General features: G+C 69.8%; 22 protein-coding genes. 10 read left to right on the top strand and 12 right to left on the bottom strand.

What is annotated here, in order from left to right; genetic code table 11:
- Positions 1-188 precede the first annotated feature (188 nt).
- Positions 189-2,645 carry a DNA topoisomerase (ATP-hydrolyzing) subunit A gene (locus ABZO29_RS13135; protein WP_367320368.1) on the top strand — a complete coding sequence of 819 codons (2,457 nt, stop codon included), beginning with the start codon at positions 189-191 and terminating at the stop codon, positions 2,643-2,645.
- On the opposite strand, the gene ABZO29_RS13140 is transcribed toward ABZO29_RS13135, so the two are convergent.
- On the bottom strand, positions 2,642-3,691 hold the full coding sequence (locus ABZO29_RS13140; protein WP_367320369.1) for a GTP-binding protein: 1,050 nt from the start codon (positions 3,689-3,691) through the stop codon (positions 2,642-2,644). The two genes, ABZO29_RS13135 and ABZO29_RS13140, sit on opposite strands and share 4 nt — an antisense overlap.
- A 341-nt stretch (positions 3,692-4,032) precedes the next feature.
- Between ABZO29_RS13140 and ABZO29_RS13145 the strand changes: the two genes are divergently transcribed.
- The 3 genes from ABZO29_RS13145 to ABZO29_RS13155 all read left to right on the top strand — a co-directional run bounded on the left by ABZO29_RS13145 (position 4,033) and on the right by ABZO29_RS13155 (position 5,168).
- Positions 4,033-4,566: a DUF6082 family protein gene (locus ABZO29_RS13145; protein WP_367320370.1), complete on the top strand. Its 534-nt coding sequence runs from the start codon at positions 4,033-4,035 to the stop codon at positions 4,564-4,566.
- Between the two features lie 247 nt (positions 4,567-4,813).
- Positions 4,814-5,053 carry a hypothetical protein gene (locus ABZO29_RS13150; protein ID WP_367320371.1) on the top strand — a complete coding sequence of 80 codons (240 nt, stop codon included), beginning with the start codon at positions 4,814-4,816 and terminating at the stop codon, positions 5,051-5,053.
- Entirely contained in the window at positions 5,046-5,168 is a 123-nt protein-coding gene (locus tag ABZO29_RS13155; RefSeq protein WP_367320372.1) for a hypothetical protein, read from the top strand. The genes ABZO29_RS13150 and ABZO29_RS13155 overlap by 8 nt, the downstream gene beginning before the upstream one ends.
- A 46-nt stretch (positions 5,169-5,214) precedes the next feature.
- Here the strand turns inward: ABZO29_RS13155 and ABZO29_RS13160 are convergent, their stop codons facing one another.
- Positions 5,215-6,381 carry a citrate synthase/methylcitrate synthase gene (locus ABZO29_RS13160; protein ID WP_367320373.1) on the bottom strand — a complete coding sequence of 389 codons (1,167 nt, stop codon included), beginning with the start codon at positions 6,379-6,381 and terminating at the stop codon, positions 5,215-5,217.
- Positions 6,382-6,482: 101 nt separating this feature from the next.
- Here ABZO29_RS13160 and ABZO29_RS13165 point away from each other — a divergent pair, with 101 nt between their 5' ends.
- The 4 genes from ABZO29_RS13165 to ABZO29_RS13180 all read left to right on the top strand — a co-directional run bounded on the left by ABZO29_RS13165 (position 6,483) and on the right by ABZO29_RS13180 (position 11,183).
- Entirely contained in the window at positions 6,483-7,739 is a 1,257-nt protein-coding gene (locus ABZO29_RS13165) for a citrate/2-methylcitrate synthase (protein ID WP_367320374.1), read from the top strand.
- 53 nt (positions 7,740-7,792) lie between these two features.
- Positions 7,793-8,734: a sucrase ferredoxin gene (locus tag ABZO29_RS13170; protein ID WP_367320375.1), complete on the top strand. Its 942-nt coding sequence runs from the start codon at positions 7,793-7,795 to the stop codon at positions 8,732-8,734.
- A 101-nt stretch (positions 8,735-8,835) separates the two neighbouring features.
- Positions 8,836-10,506 carry an ATP-binding protein gene (locus tag ABZO29_RS13175; protein WP_367320376.1) on the top strand — a complete coding sequence of 557 codons (1,671 nt, stop codon included), beginning with the start codon at positions 8,836-8,838 and terminating at the stop codon, positions 10,504-10,506.
- Positions 10,503-11,183, top strand: coding sequence for a response regulator (locus ABZO29_RS13180; protein ID WP_367320377.1), 681 nt, complete (start codon positions 10,503-10,505; stop codon positions 11,181-11,183). Before ABZO29_RS13175 ends, ABZO29_RS13180 begins: the two co-directional genes overlap by 4 nt.
- Before the next feature lie 76 nt (positions 11,184-11,259).
- Here ABZO29_RS13180 and ABZO29_RS13185 read toward each other — a convergent pair whose 3' ends face one another.
- The 3 genes from ABZO29_RS13185 to ABZO29_RS13195 all read right to left on the bottom strand — a co-directional run bounded on the left by ABZO29_RS13185 (position 11,260) and on the right by ABZO29_RS13195 (position 14,063).
- Complete coding sequence (locus ABZO29_RS13185; protein ID WP_367320378.1) at positions 11,260-12,321, bottom strand: ABC transporter substrate-binding protein; 1,062 nt, start codon at positions 12,319-12,321, stop codon at positions 11,260-11,262.
- Between the two features lie 73 nt (positions 12,322-12,394).
- A complete protein-coding gene (locus ABZO29_RS13190; RefSeq protein WP_367320379.1) occupies positions 12,395-13,258 on the bottom strand; it encodes an ABC transporter permease in 864 nt (287 codons plus the stop codon).
- Positions 13,248-14,063: an ABC transporter ATP-binding protein gene (locus ABZO29_RS13195; RefSeq protein ID WP_367320380.1), complete on the bottom strand. Its 816-nt coding sequence runs from the start codon at positions 14,061-14,063 to the stop codon at positions 13,248-13,250. Before ABZO29_RS13195 ends, ABZO29_RS13190 begins: the two co-directional genes overlap by 11 nt.
- Before the next feature lie 161 nt (positions 14,064-14,224).
- Between ABZO29_RS13195 and ABZO29_RS13200 the strand changes: the two genes are divergently transcribed.
- Positions 14,225-14,917 (top strand): response regulator, encoded by a 693-nt coding sequence (locus tag ABZO29_RS13200; RefSeq protein ID WP_367320381.1) that lies wholly within the window; start codon positions 14,225-14,227, stop codon positions 14,915-14,917.
- A 60-nt stretch (positions 14,918-14,977) separates the two neighbouring features.
- Here the strand turns inward: ABZO29_RS13200 and ABZO29_RS13205 are convergent, their stop codons facing one another.
- The 6 genes from ABZO29_RS13205 to ABZO29_RS13230 all read right to left on the bottom strand — a co-directional run bounded on the left by ABZO29_RS13205 (position 14,978) and on the right by ABZO29_RS13230 (position 21,918).
- A complete protein-coding gene (locus tag ABZO29_RS13205) occupies positions 14,978-16,570 on the bottom strand; it encodes a cation acetate symporter (RefSeq protein ID WP_367320382.1) in 1,593 nt (530 codons plus the stop codon).
- Positions 16,567-17,130, bottom strand: coding sequence for a DUF485 domain-containing protein (locus tag ABZO29_RS13210; protein WP_367320383.1), 564 nt, complete (start codon positions 17,128-17,130; stop codon positions 16,567-16,569). The genes ABZO29_RS13205 and ABZO29_RS13210 overlap by 4 nt, the downstream gene beginning before the upstream one ends.
- Positions 17,131-17,198: 68 nt before the next feature.
- Complete coding sequence (locus tag ABZO29_RS13215) at positions 17,199-17,882, bottom strand: response regulator (RefSeq protein WP_367320384.1); 684 nt, start codon at positions 17,880-17,882, stop codon at positions 17,199-17,201.
- Complete coding sequence (locus tag ABZO29_RS13220; RefSeq protein ID WP_367320385.1) at positions 17,879-19,030, bottom strand: sensor histidine kinase; 1,152 nt, start codon at positions 19,028-19,030, stop codon at positions 17,879-17,881. Before ABZO29_RS13220 ends, ABZO29_RS13215 begins: the two co-directional genes overlap by 4 nt.
- Entirely contained in the window at positions 19,027-19,551 is a 525-nt protein-coding gene (locus ABZO29_RS13225) for a DUF1453 domain-containing protein (protein ID WP_367320386.1), read from the bottom strand. The genes ABZO29_RS13220 and ABZO29_RS13225 overlap by 4 nt, the downstream gene beginning before the upstream one ends.
- Before the next feature lie 243 nt (positions 19,552-19,794).
- Positions 19,795-21,918, bottom strand: coding sequence for a type IIA DNA topoisomerase subunit B (locus tag ABZO29_RS13230; RefSeq protein ID WP_367320387.1), 2,124 nt, complete (start codon positions 21,916-21,918; stop codon positions 19,795-19,797).
- A gap of 445 nt (positions 21,919-22,363) precedes the next feature.
- Between ABZO29_RS13230 and ABZO29_RS13235 the strand changes: the two genes are divergently transcribed.
- Complete coding sequence (locus tag ABZO29_RS13235; RefSeq protein WP_367320388.1) at positions 22,364-22,594, top strand: hypothetical protein; 231 nt, start codon at positions 22,364-22,366, stop codon at positions 22,592-22,594.
- Between the two features lie 101 nt (positions 22,595-22,695).
- Here ABZO29_RS13235 and ABZO29_RS13240 read toward each other — a convergent pair whose 3' ends face one another.
- Positions 22,696-23,568: a trypsin-like serine protease gene (locus ABZO29_RS13240; protein WP_367320389.1), complete on the bottom strand. Its 873-nt coding sequence runs from the start codon at positions 23,566-23,568 to the stop codon at positions 22,696-22,698.
- Between the last annotated feature and the right edge of the window lie 30 nt (positions 23,569-23,598).

A 23,598-nucleotide genomic window follows, 5' to 3' on the forward strand; every position in this document is an offset into this window, starting at 1 on the left:
TTCCCGGACGACGTACGCCGACAGCGGATCGCGTAGCCTGCGGGCAGCCGCGGGGACGTGCCTTTCCGCGCCTGGCGGGGCGGTCGACGCCGGGTCCCGGCCCGCACTGTCAGTCCCGCGGTCCACAATGGTCCGCGTCAGATCCCGTCAAACGCTCGAGCGACGAGAAACAGAAGGAGCCGGCAGCGATGGCCCGCCGCAGCACGAAGACCCCGCCGCCCGACGACTCGTACGAGGAGAGGATCCTCGACATCGACGTCGTCGACGAGATGCAGGGCTCCTTCCTCGAGTACGCGTACTCGGTCATCTACTCCCGCGCCCTGCCGGACGCCCGCGACGGCCTCAAGCCCGTGCACCGTCGCATCGTCTACCAGATGAACGAGATGGGCCTTCGCCCCGACCGCGGCTATGTGAAGTGCGCCCGCGTCGTCGGCGAGGTCATGGGCAAGCTCCACCCGCACGGCGACGCGTCGATCTACGACGCCCTGGTGCGCATGGCGCAGCCGTTCTCCATGCGCGTGCCGCTCGTCGACGGCCACGGCAACTTCGGCTCGCTGGGCAACGACGACCCGCCGGCCGCGATGCGGTACACCGAGTGCCGGGCCGCCGACGCCGCGAGCCTGATGACCGAGTCGATCGACGAGGACACGGTCGACTTCGCGCCCAACTACGACGGCCAGGAGCAGGAACCGGCGGCACTGCCCGCCGCCTTCCCGAACCTGCTGGTCAACGGCGCCTCCGGCATCGCCGTCGGCATGGCCACGAACATGCCGCCGCACAACCTCGCCGAGGTCGTCGCGGCCGCCCGCCACCTGATCCGCTACCCCAACGCGGATCTGGCCGCCCTGATGAAGCACGTCCCGGGCCCCGACCTGCCCACCGGCGGCCGGATCGTCGGCCTCTCCGGCATCCGGGACGCCTACGAGACGGGCCGCGGCACCTTCAAGATCCGCGCCACGGTGTCCATCGAGACCGTGACCGCCCGGCGCAAGGGCCTCGTCGTCACCGAACTGCCCTTCACCGTGGGTCCGGAGAAGGTGATCGCCAAGATCAAGGACCTGGTGGGCTCGAAGAAGATCCAGGGCATCGCCGACGTCAAGGACCTCACCGACCGCGCACACGGCCTGCGCCTGGTCATCGAGATCAAGAACGGCTTCGTGCCGGAGGCGATCCTGGAGCAGCTGTACAAGCTCACGCCGATGGAGGAGTCCTTCGGCATCAACAACGTCGCGCTGGTCGACGGCCAGCCGCTCACGCTGGGCCTGAAGGAACTCCTCGAGGTCTACCTCGACCACCGCTTCGACGTCGTGCGCCGCCGCAGCGAGTTCCGCCGCGGCAAGCGCCGCGACCGGCTGCACCTGGTCGAGGGCCTGCTCACCGCCCTGATCGACATCGACGAGGTCATCCGCCTGATCCGCTCCAGCGAGAACTCCGCCCAGGCGAAGGAGCGCCTGATGGAGCGCTTCTCGCTGTCGGACGTCCAGACCCAGTACATCCTGGACACCCCGCTGCGGCGGCTGACCAAGTACGACCGCATCGAGCTGGAGGCGGAGAAGGACCGGCTCAACACCGAGATCGCGGAGCTGACCCGGATCCTCGAGTCGGACGCGGAGCTGCGCAAGCTGGTCTCCTCCGAACTGGCCGCGGTGGCGAAGAAGTTCGGCACGGAGCGGCGTACGGTGCTGCTGGAGTCGTCGGGTGCCCCGGTGGCCGCCGTGCCGCTGCAGGTGGCGGACGACCCGTGCCGAGTCCTGCTGTCGTCGACGGGCCTGCTCGCCCGCACGGCGAACGGCGAGCCGTTCCCGGGGGACGCCGACGGCAGGCGCGCCAAGCACGATGTGATCGTCTCGGCGGTGCCGGCGACGGCCCGCGGTGAGGTGGGCGCGGTGACGTCGGCGGGTCGGCTGCTGCGGATCAACGTCGTCGACCTGCCGCAGCTGCCGGAGACGGCGTCGGCGCCGAACCTTTCGGGCGGCGCGCCGCTGGCGGAGTTCGTCTCCCTCGAGGACGACGAGACGGTGGTGTGCCTGACCACGCTCGACGAGTCCTCCCCGGGTCTGGCGCTCGGCACGGAACAGGGTGTCGTCAAGCGCGTGGTCCCCGACTACCCGGCCAACAAGGAGGAGCTGGAGGTCATCACCCTCAAGGAGGGCGACCGGATCGTCGGCGCGGTCGAGCTGCGCACCGGTGAGGAGGACCTGGTCTTCATCACGGACGACGCGCAGCTGCTGCGCTACCAGGCGTCCCAGGTCCGCCCCCAGGGCCGCCCCGCGGGCGGTATGGCGGGCATCAAGCTCACGGAGGGCGCGAAGGTCATCTCGTTCACGGCGGTGGACCCGGCGGTGGACGCGGTCGTCTTCACGGTCGCGGGCTCCCGCGGCACGCTGGACGACTCCGTCCAGACGACGGCCAAGCTGACCCCGTTCGACCAGTACCCGCGCAAGGGCCGCGCCACCGGCGGCGTCCGCTGCCAGCGGTTCCTGAAGGGCGAGGACTGCCTGTCCCTGGCCTGGGCCGGCGCCGTTCCGGCCCGGGCCGCACAGAAGAACGGCTCCCCGGCCGAACTCCCGGAGCTCGACCCGCGCAGGGACGGCTCGGGTGTGTCGCTGGCGAAGACGGTGGCCGTGGTGGCCGGGCCGGTCTAGGCCTCGAAGGCCTCTTCCTCGGGGTCTTGTACGTAGCGCAGGACGCCCCACATGCCGTGCTCGTCGGCGTGTGGGGCGTCGCTCCTGCACGCGTCGAGCTCCTTGCCGAGGGCCGCGGCGTCGATGCCCGAGCCGATGAGAACGAGCTGGGTGAGTCGCGGTTCGGCGGCCGCCACGGGCTCCGGGTAGAAGCGGAGGAAGCGCCCGACCGCGTGGACGCCGTAGCGGTTGCGGACATCGTGCGGCCCGAAGTCGACCTGCCCCTTGATCCGGTACAGCCCCTCGGGCCGGCTGTCGAGGAACTCCATCAACCGCCTTGGGTCAAGCGGCACTTCGGAGGCGAAGGACAGGCTGTCGTAGGCGGTGTGCAGGTGATCGGTGCCGTGGCCTTCCTCGTGATCATGCAGATCGTCGAAGGAGAGCTGCCCGATGCGCTCCTCGCTCGGCCTGCAGTCGAAGAAGAGTTCGGGATCGATGCGACCGTAGGTCGCGGGGACGACGGCGGCCCGGTCGGTGAGGGAGCGGACGAGACCGAGCACGCGCTGGGCATCGGACGTCCTGTCGAGCTTGTTCACCACCACGAGGTCGGCGAGAGCGAGGTGGCGGTCGATCTCGGGGTGACGCGCACGTGTGTCCTCGAACTCGGCCGCGTCGACGACCTCGACGAGCCCGCCGTACACGGTCCCCGGTTGTTCGCTGGCCAGCACCATGCGCACGAGTTCCTGGGGTTCGGCGAGCCCACTGGCCTCGATGACGATGACGTCGATGCCGGCGGAGGGCCGGGCGAGACGTTCCAGGTAGCCGTCCAGCTCAGCGACGTCGACGGCGCAGCACAGACATCCGTTGCCGAGGGAGACCGTGGAGTCACCGAGCGCGCCGGCCACGGCCATGGCGTCGATCTCGATCGCACCGAAGTCGTTGACGACGGCACCGATGCGGCTGCCGCCGCTGCGGTGGAGGAGGTGGTTGAGGAGGGTGGTCTTGCCGGATCCGAGGAAGCCGGCCAGCACGACGACCGGGATCTGCTGCGGACTGCTGTGACCCAATGTGCGACCTCTCTCACACCGACGCGCACACCGGCTCGCGACTCTGCGCACGTACGGAAGTTGAATGCCGCCCCAGGATACGAGCCGGAAGAATCCCTGCGAAGTGAACGATTGTTAGCAGCAGTTGCGGGGCAGACGTTGGGCAAGGCGCCGGAGTGTGCGACCCTCGCTTCCCTCTGTGCGCCTCCTCTCCGCCTCCCCGCCGATCAGAGCCGCTCGGCACCCTGGGAGACGGCAAGCGCCGCCCATCGCTCGCCGGTCCCCTCCAGTCGACCCGCACCCCGACGACCGGCGGACGGCCGCCTGATTCGGGGGTTGACATGGTCACACAGAGCTTTTGGATGCGGGGACTGAGCACGGCAGCCGCAGTGGGTGTCGGCGCGGCGGCGGGTGTCTTCGCCTCCCTCGCCACCCAGCGCCGCACGGTGGAATCGCTCCGCGCACGCCTGGATCACCTGGAGCAGAGCGCACATCTCCAGCTCCACGCCAACCTGGCCAGTCAACAGCGACAGCACTGGGAACTGCTCAGCAAGGCCATGGACGACCCCGAACTCGCCGAGGTCCTGGACCTCTACGAAGGGCACGTGTCCCCCAAGCAGCGTCGCCAGTACCTGTTCGCCAACGCCTTGTACACGAACCTGCTCTTCTACTACCGCATCGGCAACCTGACCAAGGACGAGTTCTTCAAGCACGTCCGAGGCATTTTCCAGAACCCGATCGTCAGGGAGTACTGGTACGCCACCCAGCAGCAGCGCGCGAGCCTTGCAGACACCGACGAGGCGGAACTCGGACAGCTGGTCGACGACCTGCTGCGACAGCTGGAGGAGGCGGACACCGAGGAGTGGTGGGTCGTCGGCGACCCGCCGAGCGCGTAGCAGCGGACATAGCCCACGCCTGCAGAATCACACCCTCGGGCGATAACGAACAGGTCAAGTTTCCCGTTGTCCCAGGCGCCGCTGAGGTTGACTCAGCCGCCGGGGTTGACTCACACGTGATCGCGTAGAGCAGCTCCACATGACTTTCGCCCACGTCGCCGGATGAGGAGTGCACCCCACCGGGCAGCTTCGCCTTGCAGCCGTCGTGCGCGTGCTCATCACTCGTGAGACCAGAGGGAAACCAACAGTGAGTCAGATCATTCGCCGCCTCGGCGCATCACCGCGCGAACGGGGCAGCACGTCCGGCGCGACGTGCCCGGACATCTTCGAGTTGGCCGACGGCAACTTCGCCGTCATCGGTACGGACGCCACCGACTCTCTGGACTCCCACCTCCCCGAAGACGCGGCACGGGCCGATTACGAACGCATCGTCGTCATCACCCGCGAAACGCTCGTGAGAGCCAAGGCCGACATCCCTGATGCTTGACACAACCGCGCTTGTCGGGGCCATCGGTGGCGCCCTGAGCGGCGTCGCGGCGGTCGTCATGGCGGTCCTCGCGATCCGCAGGCGGCCGCGCGTTCCCGAGGACCCACACGAGTGAGGACCGGAACGGAGCCCAGCACCGATGCGGTGCCGGGCTCCGTTCATCAGGCCGCGCTCGGCACCGCCACCGGCGCCCCCGGCCCCACATACCGTGCCACCGGACGGATGATCTTCTTGTCGTGGGCCTGTTCGAGAATGTTGGCGCCCCACCCGACCACACGCGCCGCAGCGAAGGTCGGTGTGAACATCTCACGCGGCAGGCCGCAGAGCTCCATGACGACGCCTGCGTAGAACTCGACGTTCGTGTGGAGTTCCCGGCCCGGCTTGAGTTCGGCCAGGATCGCCTCGACCCGGCGCTCGACCTCGATCGCGAAGTCGACGCGCGGCCCGCCGAAGCGCTGGGCGATCTCGCGGAGCATCCGGGAGCGCGGATCCTCCGTGCGGTAGACGGCGTGCCCGAAGCCCATGATGCGTTCGCCGGCGAGGACGCGTTCGCGGATCCACGTGTCGATCCGTTCCGGGGCGCCGATCGCGTCCAGGGTGTCCAGCGCACGACTGGGCGCACCGCCGTGCAACGGCCCCGACAGCGCACCGACCGCCCCCACCAGGCACGCGGCCACGTCCGCCCCGGTCGAGGCGATGACCCGCGCGGTGAAGGTTGATGCGTTGAACCCGTGATCAATGGTTGAGATCAAGTACTGCTCGACGGCCCGGGCCTGCCGGGGATCAGGTTCGGCGCCCGTCAGCATGTAGAGGTAGTTCGCCGCGTACGAGAGGTCCTCACGCGGCTCCACGGGTTCGAGCCCCTTCCCCAGCCGGTGCAGGGCCGTGAGCAGGGTCGGTACGGCCGCGGCGGCCTCGACCGTGTCCTGACGGCGCCGGTCCGCATCGATGTCGAACACCGGACGCAAGCCCTTGGCCGCGCCCAGCAGCGACAGAGCCGTGCGCATGCCGGCGAGGGGACCCGCCTCCCCACTGGCCGCCGCGATGGCGGGCAGGGCCGCCCGCACCTCGCCGGGCAGCCGGCGCAGCGCCGCGGTCTCGGCGGCGAAGGCGGCGGCGCGCGCGGCGTCCGGCAGTTCGCCGTGGACCAGGAGATGCCAGACGTCCTCGAAGCCGCGAGCCTGCGCGAGTTCGACGGCCGAGTACTGGCGGTAGTGGTAGAAGCCCTCGAGTCCCCGGACGTCACCGATTTCGGTGTCGGTGACGACGACACCCGCGAGTCCCCGCGGCACGTCGACAAGCGTGGCTACGGACCTGTTGACGGACATGATTTTCCTCCCTGGGCTTGATTTGACTGTCCATGCTTGACTTGTTCATTGTCAATATTGATTCAGTCAATGTATGGCGGGGAGCGGATACGGTGACCCTCATGCGCGATCAAGAACCCGGCACCGGCCACCCGGACCGGCGGCTCAGCACCAGGGAGGCCGCCGAACTGCTCGGCGTGAAGCCCGAGACCGTCTACGCGTACGTGAGCCGAGGCCAGCTCAGCAGCCGGCGCGCGCCCGGCGGCCGGGGCAGTACCTTCGACGCGAAGGAGGTGGAGGCTCTCGCCCGGCGCAACAGGCGGGAGAGCGGCGCGAGTTCGGGGCCGGGCACCGAAACCGCCGTACGCACGCGCATCACGCTCATCGAGAAGGACCGGTACTACTTCCGGGGCGTCGACGCGACCGAACTGGCCGCGCGCCACACCTATGAGGAGATCGCCGAGTGGCTGTGGACAGGCCACCTGCGTCCCGGCGTCGCCTTCACCGCGCCCGAGGCCTCCGTCACCGTCGCCCGCCGCGCGGTGGAGGCGCTGCCCGAACACACCGGTCCCACCGACCGGCTGCGCGTCGCCGCCATCGCTGCCGCGACCGCGGATCCACTGCGTTTCGACCTCTCCGAGGAAGCCGTCCTCGGCACCGCGCGCACCCTCATCCCCACGCTGGTGGCGTCCTTGCCGCCGCAGCGGCGCGCCCACCAGGACGAGGGCCCGCTGGCCCACCGCCTGTGGGCGCGGCTCAGCGGACGCGCCGCGGACGAGGCCTCACTGCGCACCCTGGACACGGCCCTCGGCCTGCTCGTCGACCACGACCTGGCCGCCTCCACCCTCGCGGTGCGAGTCGCGGCGTCGGCCCGCGCACACGCCTACGCGGCCGTCTCCGCCGGGCTCGGCGTGATCGAGGGGCCCCTGCACGGCGCGGCCAGCGGCCTCGCCCACCGGCTGCTGCTGGAGGTCCTCGACCACGGCACCGCGGCACCCGTCATCGCGGAGGAACTGCGGGCCGGTCGCCGCATCCCCGGACTCGGCCACCGGCTCTACCCCGGCGAGGACCCACGCGCGCGTGTCCTGTTCGCCCTGCTCGACGAGATGCCGCACGCACAGCCCGCCCTCGCCGCCGCCCGCGACATCGTCGCCACGACCGCCCGTCACACCCCGCTGCATGCCAACGTGGACCTGGCCCTCGCCGTCTTCACCGCGTCCTGCGGCATGCCCGCCACGGCAGGCGAGACGATCTTCGCCGTCGCCCGGACGGCGGGCTGGATCGCCCACGCTCTGGAGGAGTACGGAGAACGCCCGCTGCGCATGCGTCCGAGCGGGCACTACGTGGGTCCGCGGCCGCCACAGCCGCTGCCGGAGTAGGACATTCGCCCGTCCGGAAGCCACCGTCGGCAAATCAGGTTAGGCTCACCTTCGTGAGTACGTGCGCCACCGTCTCGCAGGACCTCGACGAGCCCGTTTCCGGAACAGCGGCCACGGCGAGCACCTGGCTCCTGCTGGAACAGCCCGGCCCCTGGGGTGCCAAGGCGCTCACTTCGAGCCACCTGGATCCCGAGCTGGGCCGTGCCCTCGATGCGGCCGCGCGGGACACCGGCGTGCGCATCGCGCTCATCCGCCGCCCCGGCCGCCACGCGGACTTCGGCACGACTCCGCTCCGCCAGGTCTTCGCCGCCCACACCATGCCCGGCAGGGTGTGGCTGCACAGCGCCACGACCCACGACCCGCGGCAGTTGCTCGACCTCGACTTCGCGGCCCTCGGCAGGGGGGACCACCACACCTTCGACACCGTGCTGCCGGGCCGTCCCCACACGGGCGACCCGCTCGCCCTCGTCTGCACCAACGGCAAGCGCGACCGCTGCTGCGCGCTCCTCGGCCGCCCCCTGGCGACCGAGCTGGTCGCCTCCGGCGTGGAGGGCGTCTGGGAGGTCACCCATCTGGGTGGTCATCGCTTCTCACCGACGGTGCTCGTCCTGCCGTACGGCTACGCATACGGCCGCGCGGAGGCCCACACCGTCAAGGAGGTTCTCCACGCCGCCCAGGAAGGGCGGATCGTCCTGGAGGGGTGCCGCGGGAGCTCGGCCTGGGAGCGGCCCGCCCAGGCGGCCGAACTGGCTGTGCGCAGAGCGGAGGGCGAATTCGCCGCGGAAGCGCTGAGCGTCGTACGGACGCACGGCGCGGCGCCGCACTGGGAGGTGACCGTCGCGCACACCGACGGACGCCGGTGGCTCGTCCTGGTGGCCCAGAGCGCCTCCCTGCCGCCCCGGCCGGAGAGCTGCGGAACGTCGGTCCTCGGCGCGCCCGCGCGGATGGACGTCGTGGCGGTGCACGAGCTGGCGGCGAGCGCGCTGGCGGGATGACCCCGCCCTGCGCACACCACAGGCTCTTGCGCCGGCCCGGTCAAGAGATCCATGCCACACCCCTACGGCAACGCCCACAGGCCCACGTACCGTCTTGGGGCATGAGCCCCACTCCCCCCGCACGCCGTCTGCGCCTCGGTCTGCCGCGGCGGGTGTTCTCGCAGGTTCTGCTGATGCAGCTGGCGATCGCCGCAGGAGTCGCCGTGCTCGCCACCGGGCTGTTCCTGGCGCCGCTCAGTCACCAGCTGGACGACCAGGCGATGCGCCGCGCCCTGGCGATCGCGCAGACCACCGCGGCCATGCCGCAGATCGCCAAGGACCTCCAGAGCACCCCGCCGTCGGTCCGCGGGCCCGTGCAGCGGGAGGCCGAGCGGATCCGCAAGGCCAGTGGGGCCGAGTACGTGGTGGTGATGGACACGCGCGGCGTGCGCTGGTCGCACACGGATCCGAAGCAGATCGGCCGTCTCGTCTCGACGGACCCCAGGCGGGCCCTGGCCGGCCAGGACGTCATGGAGATCGACAGCGGGACCCTCGGCCGCTCGGCCCGCGGCAAGGTGCCTCTGCGCGACGGCAACAAGCAGATCATCGGCGCGGTGTCGGTCGGCATCGAGTACGACAGCGTCCGGGCCCGGCTGGTCCACGCGATCCCGGGGCTCCTGGCGTACGCCGGCGGCGCCCTCGCCGTCGGCGCGCTGGCCGCCTGGCTGATCTCGCGGCGGGTCCAGCGCCAGACCCGGGACCTGGCCTTCTCGGACATCTCGGCGCTGCTGGCGGAGCGCGAGGCCATGCTGCACGGCATCCGGGAGGGCGTCGTCGCGCTGGACCGGGCCGGGCGCATACGCCTTCTGAACGACGAGGCACAGCGCCTCCTGGGCATCGGGGAGGAGGCCGTCGGCCGCTCGCCCGACGAAGCGCTGGGTGAGGGACGTACGGCCGATGTCCTGGCCGGCCGGGTGACGGGCACGGACCTGCTCACCGTCCGAGGACAGCGCGTGCTGATCGCCAACCGCATGCCCACCGACGACGGCGGCGCCGTGGCCACCCTGCGCGACCGCACGGAGCTGGAACAGCTCGGCCGCGAGCTCGACTCGACGCGCGGCCTGATCGACGCCCTGCGCGCGCAGGACCACGAGCACGCCAACCGCATGCACACGCTGCTCGGACTGCTCGAACTGGAGATGTACGACGACGCCGTGGAGTTCGTCGGAGAGGTGGTCGGCGACCACCGGGCCACCGCGGAACAAGTGACCGAGAAGATCGAGGACCCGCTGCTCGCCGCCCTGCTGGTCGGCAAGGCGACGGTCGCCGCCGAGCGCGGGGTCGCCCTGTGGGTCTCGGACCGCACACGACTGCCGGACCGGCTGGTCGATCCCAGGGGACTGGTCACGGTCGTCGGCAACCTGGTGGACAACGCGCTCGACGCCGTCGGGGGCAAGCCCCACGCGCGCGTGGAGGTCGAACTGCACGCCGAGGGAAGTACCGCCGTCCTCCGCGTCAGGGACACGGGGCCCGGAATCCCCGAGGAACAGCGCGAGCTGGTCTTCACCGAGGGGTGGTCCACCAAGAAGCCGCCGGCGCACGGCAAGCGCGGGATCGGGCTCTCCCTGGTGCGCAGGCTCGCCGAGCGGCAGGGCGGGAGCGCGACCGTGTGCGAGGCGCACGGCGGAGGCGCGGAGTTCACCGTCGTGCTGCCGGATGCGCTGGCCGAGCGGGACCTGGAACCTGCTCTCACCGGCGCCGTGGAGACCGCTGTCGAGGAGGAGTCGCGATGATCGAGGTCCTGGTCGTGGACGACGACACCAGGGTCGCGCGGGTCAATGCCGCCTACGTCGAGAAGGTGCCGGGCTTCCACGTCGTCGGCGAGGCGCACAGCGCGGCCGAGGCGCTGCGCCGGCTGGAGACGCTGCCCCGCCTCGATCTGGTCCTCATGGACCACTATCTGCCCGACGAGACGGGCCTGGAGGTCGTCCAGGAGATGCGGCGGCGCGGCCACCAGACCGATGTGATCATGGTGACGGCGGCGCGGGACGTCTCCACGGTGCAGGCCGCGATGCGGCAGGGCGCACTGCAGTACCTGGTCAAGCCGTTCGCCTTCGCGGGCCTGCGCGCAAAGCTGGAGGCGTACGCGGAGCTGCGCCGCACCCTCGACGGCGGCGGCGAGGCGGAGCAGGCGGACGTCGACCGCATCTTCGGAGCCCTGTCGGCCTCCTCGGAGCCCGGGCTGCCCAAGGGGCACTCCCCCACCACCGCGGAACTCGTACGCCAGTCGCTGATGAACGCCGAAGGGCCCCTGTCGGCCCAGGAGATCGCCGACCGGACCGGGGTGAGCCGCCAGACCGCCCAGCGCTACCTGAAGCTCCTGGAGCGCACGGGACGGGCCCGGCTGACCCTGAAATACGGCGACGCGGGCCGCCCGGAACACCGTTACGTGTGGGCGACCCGCGCCTGAGGCACGGCCCGTGGGGGCGGGGGAAGGGAACCGTGCCCCCCTCGGATACGGAGCGCGCCCGCCCCCTGCTCGACCGTCAGCCGGCCGCCTTCTCGACGAACTCCGTCGTGTACGTCTTGCTCAGGTCCACGTCGGCGTTCTGAATGTTGGGGTTGAACGCCTTCAGGACCTTCTCGACGGTCTCGGGGCCGTTCTTGGGCATCACGCCGTCGTCGGTGAACATCGGCAGCGTGCTCTTGATCGCCGCCGCGTAGAGAGTCTTGTTGCCCTGCGAGTAGTCGGCCGGCATCTTGTCGGCGATCTCCGTCGCGCTGTGCGTGGACATCCACTTGAGCGTCTTGACGAATGCATTGGCCAACTTCTGCACGGTGTCCTTGTGGCCGTTCACCCAGTCGGTCTGCATGTACAGACTCGACGACGGGTACGGCCCGCCGAGCGCCTCCTCCGATCCGGCCGGGGTCCGCATGTCGAGGAGGATCTGACCCGCGTTCTTGGCCAGGATGTTGGCGACGGTCGGGTCGGTCGTCATACCGCCGTCGATGGCGCCCTGCTGGAGCGCCGAGATGAACGTCGGCCCCGCGCCCACGGCGACCGGCGTGAACTCGCTGACCTTCACGCCGTTCTTCACCGCCAGGTACTTGGTGAGGAAGTCGGTCGAGGAGCCGAGGCCGGTGACACCGAGCTTCTTCCCCTTGAAGTCCTTGGGCGAGCTGATCTTGTCGGCCATCTTGTTGGAGACGATCTCCACCTCACCGGGCGCGTGCGAGAACTGCACCACGGACTCCACGGCCTTGCCCTTCACCTGGAGGTCGAGCGTGTGGTCGTAGAAACCGACCGCGCCCTGGACCTGCCCGGAGACGAGCGCGGTCTCGGCCTGCACACCGGCCGGCTCGCTCAGCAGCTCCACGTCGAGGCCCTCGGCGTCGAAGTAGCCGAGCCGCTGGGTCAGCATCGCGGGCAGGTAGATGACCTTGTCCAGGCCACCGACCATGATCTTGACCTTCGTACCCTTGCCGTCGCCCCTGCTGCCGGAGCCGGTGGAGGCGGTGCTGGCCGCGTCGTTGGCACAGGCGGTGAGCGTGGAGAGGGCGAGCAGGCCGGAGGCGGCCAGGGCGGCGTATCTGGCGGTCTTGCGCATGGTTCACGTCCTTGTGAGAAAGCGGTGAAGAAGGTGCGGAAGGGAGAGGAAGGCGGAAATCCCGAGGGGGAGGTCAGCTGTCGGAACCCGACGGCTTCCAGCGGAAGATGCGGCGCTCGGCGAAGGTCAGCAGGCCCTCGGCGACCAGTGCGACGACGGCGAGGATGACCATCGCGGCATACACACCGGCCGCGTTGAAGGTGCCCTGCGACTGCGCGACGAGCAGGCCGATGCCCTTGGTCGCGCCGATGTACTCGCCGACGATGGCGCCGATGAGCGCGAAGCCGAAGCTGACGTGCAGGCTGGTGAAGATCCAGGAGGTGGCGGACGGGATGACCACCTGAAGCGTCACCCTGCGGTCGCTCGCCCCGAGGATCCGGGCGTTGGCCACCAGGTTGCGATCGACCTCACGGGCGCCCTGGAAGGCGTTGAAGAACACCGGGAAGAAGACCAGGACCACCGCCGACGCGACCTTGGAGGCCGGTCCGAGCCCGAACCAGATCACGAAGATCGGCGCGAGGACGATCCTCGGTATCGAGTTGAGCACCTTGATGTATGGACCAAGAACATCGGCGAGGAAGGTGATCCGCCCCAGTGCGATGCCGAGGATCACGCCGGCGATCACACCTATGACCCAGCCGACCAGTGCCTCGTACAGCGTGTACCAGATCTGCTCGCCCAGGGAGCCGAGGGCGGTTCCGTGGGTCACCCACGTGTAGGTCTGGTCCCAGATCTTCGAGGGCATCGAGAAGTTGAACGGATCGATGGCCTTGGTCCGCGAGAGGACCTCCCACAGGGCGAGCACGCCCACCAGGAGGAGGAGGCGGGCGCCGGTGACGACGAGCTTGCGTCTGCGCGCCGCCCGGGCCCGTGACTGGGCGCGGTCCGGAGCCTTGACGGTGTCGACGACCGGCGTGCTGAGAACGTCAGGCGACATTGGCGGCACCCCTCTCGCGAGTGATGCGGACCTCTTCGCCGAGCGACTCCCAGATCTCGCGGTAGATCTCGATGAACCGCGGCTCCAGGCGCACCTGCTCGACCTTGCGGGGCCGCGGCAGGTCGATGTCGAAGACGTGCTTGACGGTGGCGGGTCCGGCCGTCATCACCACGACCTTGTCGGCCAGGGCGATGGACTCCTCCAGGTCGTGCGTGACGAAGACCACTGAGGCGCCCGATCCTTCCCACAGCTCCAGCAGCTGGTCCGACATCAGCGCCCTGGTCTGCACGTCGAGCGCCGAGAACGGCTCGTCCATCAGCAGGATTTCGGGATCGTTGACGAAGGTCGCGGCGAGCGCGACACGCTTGCGCTGGCCGCCGGAGAGCTGGTGCGGGTAGCGGTCCTCGAAGGACGCGAGTCCGACCCGGGCCAGCCACTCGCGGGCCTTCTCCTTGGCCTGCGCCTTGGGCACACCGCGGAAGCGAGGGCCCGCCATGACGTTGGACAGAACCGTGCGCCAGGGGAATGTGGCGTCCTGCTGGAAAACGAAACCGACCTTGTCACCGACGCCGCGGACCGGCTGCCCGGCGACCATGACCTCACCCTCAGTGGGCTCCTCGAGTCCGCTGACCAGCGTCAAGGTGGTCGACTTGCCGCAGCCGGTCGGTCCGACGACCGCCACGAACTCGCCACGCCCGACCGTGAGGTCCAGTTCCCTGACGGCTGTGTGCAGACCCCCCGACGGGGTCTTGAAGATTTTGCTCGCGCCCCGCAGCTCGATGGCGGGGCTGGTGTCTGCGCTCATGGGCCGGGACCGTAGATGTGGCCCGGGCCACAGCAGCAGTCTTCTGGGCACATGCCGTTCTTTTGCCTACAGCAGCCTGTTGTGCTCGTTTTGCTCGCGCTACAAAAACGGAGCCGAAACATGGGCTTAACGCTCGCCTGGCCTTGACAGAAAGAGGCCCGATGATTGACGTCCTGGTCGTGGACGACGACTTCCGCGTCGCCGAGATAAACGCCAAGTACGTGGGGAAGGTTCCCGGCTTCCGGGTGGCCGCCCGCGCGCACAGCGCCGCCCAGGCCCTGGCCTCCGTCGAGCGTGGGGCCATCGATCTGGTACTGCTCGACCACTACCTGCCCGACCAGACGGGCCTGCAACTCGTCCACCGCATGCGCGAACAGGGCCACGGCACCGACGTCATCATGATCACGGCGGCCAGTGACGTGGCCACCGTGCAGGCCGCGATGCGCCTCGGTGCTCTGCACTACCTGGTGAAGCCGTTCACCTTCGCGGCCCTTCGCACCCGTCTGGAGTCGTACGCCGCCCTGCGCCGCACCGTCGACCGCGTGGGCGGCCGCGGCATCGCCGGGCAGGAGCAGGTCGACCGGATCTTCGGCGCTCTGCGCACCGCCGCGGCACCGTCGTCCCCGGGCCTGCCGAGCGGCCACTCGGAGCCGACCACGGACCTGATCTGTGCCGTGCTGCACCGCGCGGAACACCCGCTCTCGGCCCACGAGGTCGCCGTCGAGACCGGCCTGAGCCGCTCCACCGCCCAGCGCTATCTCCGCCACCTGGAACAGGCCGGCCGCCTCCGCCTCTCCCTGAAGTACGGCGACACAGGACGACCGGAGCACCGCTACGCGTGGGTGGCTCCGTAGCCGTACACCGGCTCACGCATGCTCCCGTCAGAGGCGTGTACGGCAGCGAAGGCGCGTTTGCTACACGGCCCCCGCCCCCGTCAACGACCGCACCTCGGTCTCCGCGTGCTTGGCCTCGTCCGGGGCCTCGGCCGAAGTGACCGCCCCCAGCCAGCCCGCGACGAAGCCCAGGGGGATCGACACCAGGCCGGGGTTCTGCAGCGGGAAGTACTGGAAGTCCACATCCGGGAACAACGACTCGGGGCCGCCCGACACCATCGGTGAGAGCAGCACCAGCACCACGGCCGGGATCAGCCCGCCGTACACGGCCCATACGGCGCCGCGCGTGGTGAAGCCGCGCCAGAACAGCGAGTACAGCAGCACGGGAAGATTTGCAGACGCTGCGACCGCGAACGCGAGGCCCACCAGAAAGGCGACGTTGAGATCACGTGCGAGCAGGCCGAGGGCGATCGCGACCACACCGATGGCGACCGCGGCGATCCGCGCCACGGCGACCTCGCTGCGCGCTTTGGCCCGTTCGTGCCGCAGTGAGGCGTACAGATCATGGGCCACGGACGCCGAGGAGGCGAGCGTGATCCCGGCGACCACCGCGAGGATCGTGGCGAAGGCGACGGCGGCCACGATCGCGAAGAGAACGGTTCCACCGGTGGAATTCGCGCCGCCGCCCAAGTCGAGCGCCAGCAGCGGCACCGCCGTGTTCCCGGACGCGTTCGAGCTGCGTACGGCATCCGGCCCCACGATCGCAGCCGCGCCGAAGCCCAGGACGATCGTCATCAGATAGAAGCCACCGATGAGTCCGATCGACCAGACGACCGAACGACGAGCGGCTCGAGCGGTGGGCACGGTGTAGAAGCGGGACAGGATGTGCGGCAGCCCGGCCGTGCCCAGCACCAGCGCGAGCCCCAGGCTGATGAAGTCGAAGCGCGCGGTCCAGTCCCCGCCGTACTTCAGTCCCGGCGCCAGGAAGGCGTCACCGTGGCCGCTGCGCTCCGCCGCGCTGAGCAGGAGCCGGTCGAGGTCACCGTGGAAGCGCATCAGGACGAGAGCGGTGAGCGCGATGGTGCCGCCGAGCAGCAGGACCGCCTTGACGATCTGGATCCACGTGGTGGCCCGCATCCCTCCCAACGACACATAGATCACCATGAGCGCACCGACACCGATGACGGTCCAGGCCTGCGCCGCCTCGCTCCTGCCCCCGAGCAGCAGCGCGACCAGGCTGCCCGCGCCCACCATCTGCGCCACCAGATAGAGAACGGACACGGCGACCGACGAGGTTCCCGCCGCGATGCGCACCGGCCGCTCGCTCATTCGCGCGGCGACCACGTCGGCGAGTGTGAAGCGCCCGCAGTTGCGCACCAGTTCGGCGACGAGGAAGAGCACCAGCAGCCAGGCCACGAGGAAGCCCACGACGTACAGCACCCCGTCGTAGCCGAACAGCGCGATGAGCCCCGTGACACCGAGGAAGGAGGCGGCCGACATGTAGTCACCTGCGATGGCAAAACCATTCTCCATCGGGGTGAAGAGCCGCCCGCCCGCGTAGAACTCCTCCGCCGAGCCGTGCCTGTTGCGGCTGACCCACGTCGTGATCCCCAGTGTGACGGCGACGAACGCACTGAACAGCAGCAACGCCAGCGCCTGATGGTTGTCCGTCACGACACACCGCCTCTCGCCTCACGTGTCAGCTCCTGGGTGTCCCAGCGCAGTTCGAGCGCGGCGTGATCGCGGCGCAACCGCGCATGCCGCGTGTACGCCCAGGCAAGCAGGAACGTGCTGAGGAATTGTCCGAGCCCGGCGAGCATCGCCACATTCACCGCGCCCGCCACGGGCCGCGCCATGAATCCCGGCGCCGTCGTCGCCGTCACGACGTACCCCACGTACCAGGCGAAGAACAGGGCGACCGCAGGCACTACGAAACTCCGGTACCGGCGGCGCACCTCCTGGAAGGCCTCACTCCGCTGAACCTCGAGGTAGACGTCTGCCGCGGCCACATCCCCGCCGCTCGCCGGCTCCCCGCGCGCCGCCTGAACCAGGGGATCGGCCGTGTTCACCGTGCCCGACTCGCCCCAGCCCGAGGCGAGTGCGTCGTACCAGGGGTCGTCGTAGCGCACGCCTCCGGCCGCCTCGGCGGATGCCGGAACATGACCACGGTTGTTCTCGGCCGGACTCTCGGGACCGCCCCCGCCGTCGCGGGCAGGACCGTTGCTTGACTGCATGCCCAAGGATGGACAGAACGGGAAGATCCCCGACTCTTCTTCCCTGCGCTCTTCACCCCATCAGGTGACTAACCCGCTGGTGGCCGCGCCACTCCCTTCGCATACGCGTAACGCACAGCCTGGGCCCGGCCCTTGAGTCCCGTCTTGGCGAACATGTTGTTGATGTGGGTCTTCACGGTCGCGGTGGACACATGCAGCTTGCGGGCGATCTGCTGATTGCTGAGGCCTTCGGCGATCAGCACGAGCACCTCGGTCTCCCGCGCGGTCAGCCCGTCCGGCGCCTCTGCCGGTTCCGCCGGTCGCGGCTCGGGGTCCGACAGCCGCTCCAGCAGTCGCCGTTGGATGCTCGGCGACAGCCCCGCGTCCCCCGACAGCACACTGTGCACGGCCCGCACGATCTCGTCCCCGCCGGCGTCCTTGGTGAGGTACCCGCGCGCCCCCGCTCTCAGCGCGGGGAACAGCGAGTCGTCGTCGGCGTACGTCGTGAGCACCACCACCTGCGTCCTGGGATGCTCCGCCCGGATCCTCCGCGTTGCCTCGACCCCGTCACAGCGGGGCATCCGCAGGTCCATCAGGACCACGTCCGGGTCGAGTTCTGCCACCAGCTTCACCGCTTCGTCCCCGTCCCCCGCGGCGCCGACGACCTCGACCCCGGGCAACAGCCCCAGCAGCATCACGATGCCCTCCCTGACGACGGTCTGATCGTCCGCCACCACCACGCGCGCCGGCTTCCTGCCGTCCTCCTCCGTCATGCCGGCACCTGCAACGTCACCACGAACCCCTCCTCGTCCGGCCCGGCCCGGAGCGAACCGCCGAGCAGCTCGGCGCGCTCCCGCATCCCCAGCAGACCGTACCCAGCCCCAGCCCCGTCCAGCTCCCCCGGCAGGCCCCCCGAGTCCCTCACATCCAGCGTCACCCCGTGCGCGCCATAGTCCATCTGTACGTGCACCTTGGCGCTCGGGGCGTGTTTGCGGACGTTGGTCAGGGCTTCCTGAGCGACCCTGCGCACGGCCTGGGACGCCTCGGCGGAAAGAGGTCTGCGTTCACCCGTAATGGTGAGCTCGGCGCCGTCCGCCGCGCCGACGACCCCGCGTAGGAAGTCCTCCAGCGGGGTCAGCTCGCCGCGCAGCGCGGAGAGTGCCTGCCGGGTCTCGGCGAGACCGTCGCGGGCCATGCCCCGCGCAGCCACCACACGGTCGAGGATCTGCTCCCGATCGGCTCCGCGCTCGATCAGCAGTCGCGCCGCCTCCAGGTGCACGAGCTGCGCCGAGAGGCTGTGGGCCAGCACATCGTGGATCTCCCGCGCGATGCGGGCCCGCTCCGCCAGCGCCGCCGACTGCGCCTCTGCCAGGCGCGCGGCACGCTCCTGGGCGAGCAGCCGCTGTGCGTTGCCGCGCGCCTCGGCGTCGAGGCGCAGCGTGTATCCGGCGAGGGCGATACCGATGCCGGTGACCAGAGTCGTCAGCAGGTCGTCATTGCTGACGACGCCGTACGAGCCGAGGGCCATTCCTGCGGCGGGCAGAGCGACAGCCGCGGGGAACCGCTCCAGTGCCGAGACCGCGCACCCGCACCAGATGACGAGTGCCGGCACCCGGAACCCCGTGACCTGGGCCACGACGGCGACGCCCTGCAGCAGCGCGAACGACCCCAGCGACGGCCAGAACCGGTGCTGGAGCGTGCTGCGGAAGAACGCCCAGGCGAGCAGCGCCGCCAGAAGCACCCCCACCGCTCCCGCGAACGCCTCCCAGCCGCGCACGTGGTCGCCGGTGAAGGCGCCCCACAGCAGCAGGCCCAGAACGAGCAGCCGCACCGTCCAGGCCAGCAGTCGCCGGGGCCGTGAGATTCCCTCGCGCCCGAGCGCCTCCTGGGAAGGCCAGCGTGTCCAGACGTTCTCCGTCACACACGCTCCTTCCTCGCGGACCGGGTCATGTCGTCACCGTAGGCCGAGCCGCGCGCAGGAGTCGGCTGCAGGGACCGCGCCCGCAAGGCCAGGAGCCCCGAGCGGACCAGCAAGGTACCGGCAAGCGCCGGCAGCAGGGCCGAGCCGTCCTGATGCACACCCAGCACCGAACCGCCCGCGAAGAGGCCGATGCGCAGGCCGATTCCGACGATCCAGACCGCCGCGCTCGCCTTGGTGCTCCTGCTCCACACGGAGCCGTCCGTCTCCACCCACACGCGGGTGGTCCAGGCCCAGCCGGCGCCGGTGGCCAGGCCGATGAGCAGTTCGGCGCCGAGCAGGAGGGCCGACTCGGTGCGGTGGTGGGCATCGAGTATGCCGGGTTCGCGCAGGGCTATGACGGCCAGGACCACGGGCGCCAGCCACCGGCGTCGGTCTGTGCCGACCTGTTGGGCGCGGAACTGGCGCACGATCACCAGGACGGCAACGGCCACGATCAGCAACGCCTCGACAAGCCCGGACACCACAGCCTCCGTGAACGGCAAAGGGGATGCCGACAGCGAGTGCTGCCGACGCCTTCGACGCTACGGAAATGCGCTGGGCTGCAGATCGGAGCCCGGGTGGATCACGGGTGGATCCCCGAACACCGGCGGGCTCCACCCACGGGTGGAGAGGCCCGCGGGGCGCCCTTCGCCGGCCCGAGTCCGCGGCACCGGCCCCTGCTGAATCCACCCGGCCCTACGCCCGGCCCAAGCCGAGCGCAGCGGCTACGCGTCGATGCGCGACCGGTCCAGCGTCGCCGCCGAGTTGGAGATGAACTCCTTGCGCGGCGCCACGTCATTGCCCATCAGGAGGTCGAAGACCTGCTCGGCGGCTTCCAGGTCGGAGAGGTTGATCCGGCGCAGGGTGCGGTGACGCGGGTCCATCGTCGTCTCGGCCAGCTGGTCGGCGTCCATCTCACCGAGACCCTTGTAGCGCTGGATGGAGTCCTTGTACCGGATGCCCTGGCTCTGGAATTCCATGAGCTTGTCCCGCAGTTCGCGGTCCGAGTAGGTGTAGACGTACTTGTCCTGGCCCTTCTTGGGCTGGACGAGCTCGATGCGGTGCAGCGGCGGTACCGCGGCGAAGACCCGGCCCGACTCGACCATGGGCCGCATGTATCGGTGGAACAGCGTCAGGAGCAGGGTGCGGATGTGCGAGCCGTCCACATCGGCGTCGGTCATCATGATGATCTTGCCGTAGCGGGCCGCGTCGATATCGAAGGTCCGGCCCGACCCCGCCCCTATGACCTGGATGATCGCGCCGCACTCGGCGTTCTTCAGCATGTCGGTCACGGACGACTTCTGGACGTTGAGGATCTTGCCGCGGATCGGCAGCAGCGCCTGGAACTCGGAGTTCCGGGCGAGCTTGGCCGTACCGAGCGCGGAGTCGCCCTCGACGATGAACAGTTCGCTGCGGTCGACGTCGTCGCTGCGGCAGTCCGCGAGCTTGGCCGGCAGTGACGAGGACTCCAGCGCGGTCTTGCGGCGCTGCGCGTCCTTGTGCTGGCGGGCGGCGATGCGCGTCCGGGCGGCGGCGACGGCCTTCTCCAGGACCACACGGGCCTGGGCGGCGGCGTCCCGCTTCGTGGACGTGAGGAACGCCTTGAGTTCCTTGGAGATCACGGTGTTCACGATCCGGCGGGCCGCCGAGGTTCCGAGGACCTCCTTCGTCTGGCCCTCGAACTGCGGCTCGGCGAGGCGGACGGTGACGACCGCGGTGAGGCCCTCCAAGGCGTCGTCCTTGACGATGTCGTCCTCGGCGACGCGCAGCAGCTTCTTGGCGCGCAGGACCTCGTTCATCGTCTTGACCACGGCCTGCTCGAAGCCGGCGACGTGGGTGCCGCCCTTGGGGGTGGCGATGATGTTGACGAACGACCGGAGGGTCGTGTCGTAGCCGGTACCCCAGCGCAGCGCGACGTCGACGCCGAGCTCGCGAGTGACCTCGGTGGGCGTCATCTGGCCGTGCTCGTCGAGGACCGGCACGGTCTCCTTGAAGGTGCCCTGGCCGGTGAAGCGGAGGACGTCGCAGACCGGCTTGTCGGTGGCCAGGTACTCGCAGAACTCACTGATGCCGCCGTCGAAGCGGAAGGACTCCTCGCCCTTGCTGCCGTCCTCGCCGAGGCCGTACTCGTCGCGGACGACGATGGTCAGACCGGGGACCAGGAACGCCGTCTGGCGTGCGCGCTGGTGGAGGGTCTCCAGGGAGAGCTTGGCGTCCTTGAGGAAGATCTGTCGGTCGGCCCAGTAGCGCACGCGCGTGCCGGTGCGCGTCTTGGGGATCTTCTTGGCCTTGCGCAGGCCGCTCTTGGCGTCGAACTTGGCGTCGGGCCCATCCGCGGTGAATGCGCCGGGGACGCCGCGCCGGAAGCTGATCGCGTGGGTGTACCCTCCGCGGTCGACCTCGACGTCCAGACGGGCGGAGAGAGCGTTCACCACGGAGGCACCGACGCCGTGCAGACCGCCGGAGGCCGCGTACGAGCCGCCGCCGAACTTGCCGCCGGCGTGCAGCTTCGTCATGACGACCTCGACGCCGGAGAGGCCGGTCTTGGGTTCGACGTCGACCGGGATGCCCCGGCCGTTGTCGCGCACCTCCACGGAGGCGTCGTCGTGGAGGATCACCTCGATGTGGTCGCAGTAGCCGCCGAGGGCCTCGTCCACGGAGTTGTCGATGATCTCCCAGAGGCAGTGCATCAGACCGCGACTGTCGGTCGATCCGATGTACATGCCCGGGCGCTTGCGCACGGCCTCGAGGCCCTCGAGGACGAGCAGGTGCCGCGCGGTGTAGTTGGAACCGTCCCGGTCTGCTCCTGCCAGCAGCGCTGTGGACGGCACGGACGTCTCGGCGGTCACGCGGTTCGCTCCTCGCTGAATTTCAGATGAGGCCCTCTTGGGTAAGGGCGCGGCTTCGGTAGCCGTTCAGAGGGTACCGAGGCCTGGTAGAGCCGTTGTAACGCAACCCTCGTCTGAACTCAGGGTAGTCCAGAGTCGTATGCATGTTCGATCCCTCGATGGAGTGAAGTACATATCACGTTCCCTTGGAGGCATGAACCATTTAGGCTCCGGGCACGTCCTCATGAACAAACCGGCAACCCAGCCGGGGAGGACCGACCTTGACCGACAGCGCGAAACCGTAAGACACGACAGACACGCAATACGGCACATTCGCCGCCAAACCGGCAGCAGACGGCCACCTCGGGAGAGATTTTTTCGAGGAGAAGCCACGAGCGGGAACGTTTTGGGGCTGGTTGGATGTTGACCCTGGTACGACAGCTCGTCGAGCTAGAGAAGAGGCGACGTGACTACTGTTCTGACCCCCGCGAGCCCGCTGACGGCCGCTGATCGCTGCGACCGCTGCGGCGCACAGGCGTACGTGCGCGTCGTCCTGTTGAGCGGCGGAGAACTGCTCTTCTGCGCCCACCATGGCCGCAAGTTCGAGCCGGAACTCAAGAAGATCGCCGCTGAGATACAGGACGAGACGGAGCGGCTGACAGTCGTTCCCGCAACCGCCTCCGCCGAAGAGCGCTGATCTGCGCGTCCACGACGAGCCAGCTCCGGCACAGGCCGGTGTACGGGCGGCCGCCCCTGACCCCAGGGGCGGCCGCCCGTCGTGGTAGGCAGTTGTAGCGTTCAGGACCCGCTGGACGCCGTGTGCGCGCCCCGCGACCCCCCGCTGCGACTCAGGACCCGCACGGCGTCCGAGACGCGTGTGTAGACGCCAGGACTCCCGGCCCGACCGCAGCCGCTCCCCCACGACACAAGCCCGATCAGCCGGCCCTGGGCGACCAGCGGCCCACCACTGTCCCCCTGGCAGGCATCGGGGCCTCCCTCCGGCTTCCCGGCACAGACCATGGTCCGTGCGCGGTACGTGCCGTTGCCGTTGCCGTTGCCCGGGTACGCCGCCTGGCACCGGGCGTCGGGCAGCACCTGCACGCGCGCCGCCCGCAGGCCGTGCGCGTAGTCACCTACGCCGGTGGTGTCCCCCCAGCCGTAGACCGTGGCCCCCGTACCCGGTGCGTACGCAGGATCGCCCGAGGCGGCCATCCTGATGACCGCGGCCCTCGGGAGGGGTTCGGCAAGAGTGAGTACGGCGAAGTCCCCGCCATTGCTGAAGGCGTCGTAGCCCGGATTCACCCAGATGTCGCGTACAGGGATCTCCTGCCCTTGAGCCGACAGCAGGTTGGTGCGCCCCGTGATGACCTTGAAGTCGCGCACACGGTTCGGTGGCGCGCCCAGGACGTCGTCGCCCACACAGTGGGCCGCCGTGAGCACGATTCTGGGGCCGATCGCCACGCCGCCGCAGAACTGCCCGGATCTCATACCTCCGAACCGGTCACGGCTGGACAGCGCGACCGCCCACGGGCTCGCGGAGATGTCGACCGGGAAACCGCCGACGACAACACTGCCGGCGGACACGGGGACAGCGGACACCAGCGGTAGGGCCGCTGCCGTGGTGGCCAGGATCAGCTGCCGGGCCAGCGCCCGCGGGAAGGGACGACGCATGCGCGCTCCTCACTCTGGGGTGATCATGGG

Origin of the sequence: Streptomyces sp. HUAS ZL42, from assembly GCF_040782645.1 — a bacterium.
Taxonomy (GTDB): Bacteria; Actinomycetota; Actinomycetes; order Streptomycetales; family Streptomycetaceae; genus Streptomyces.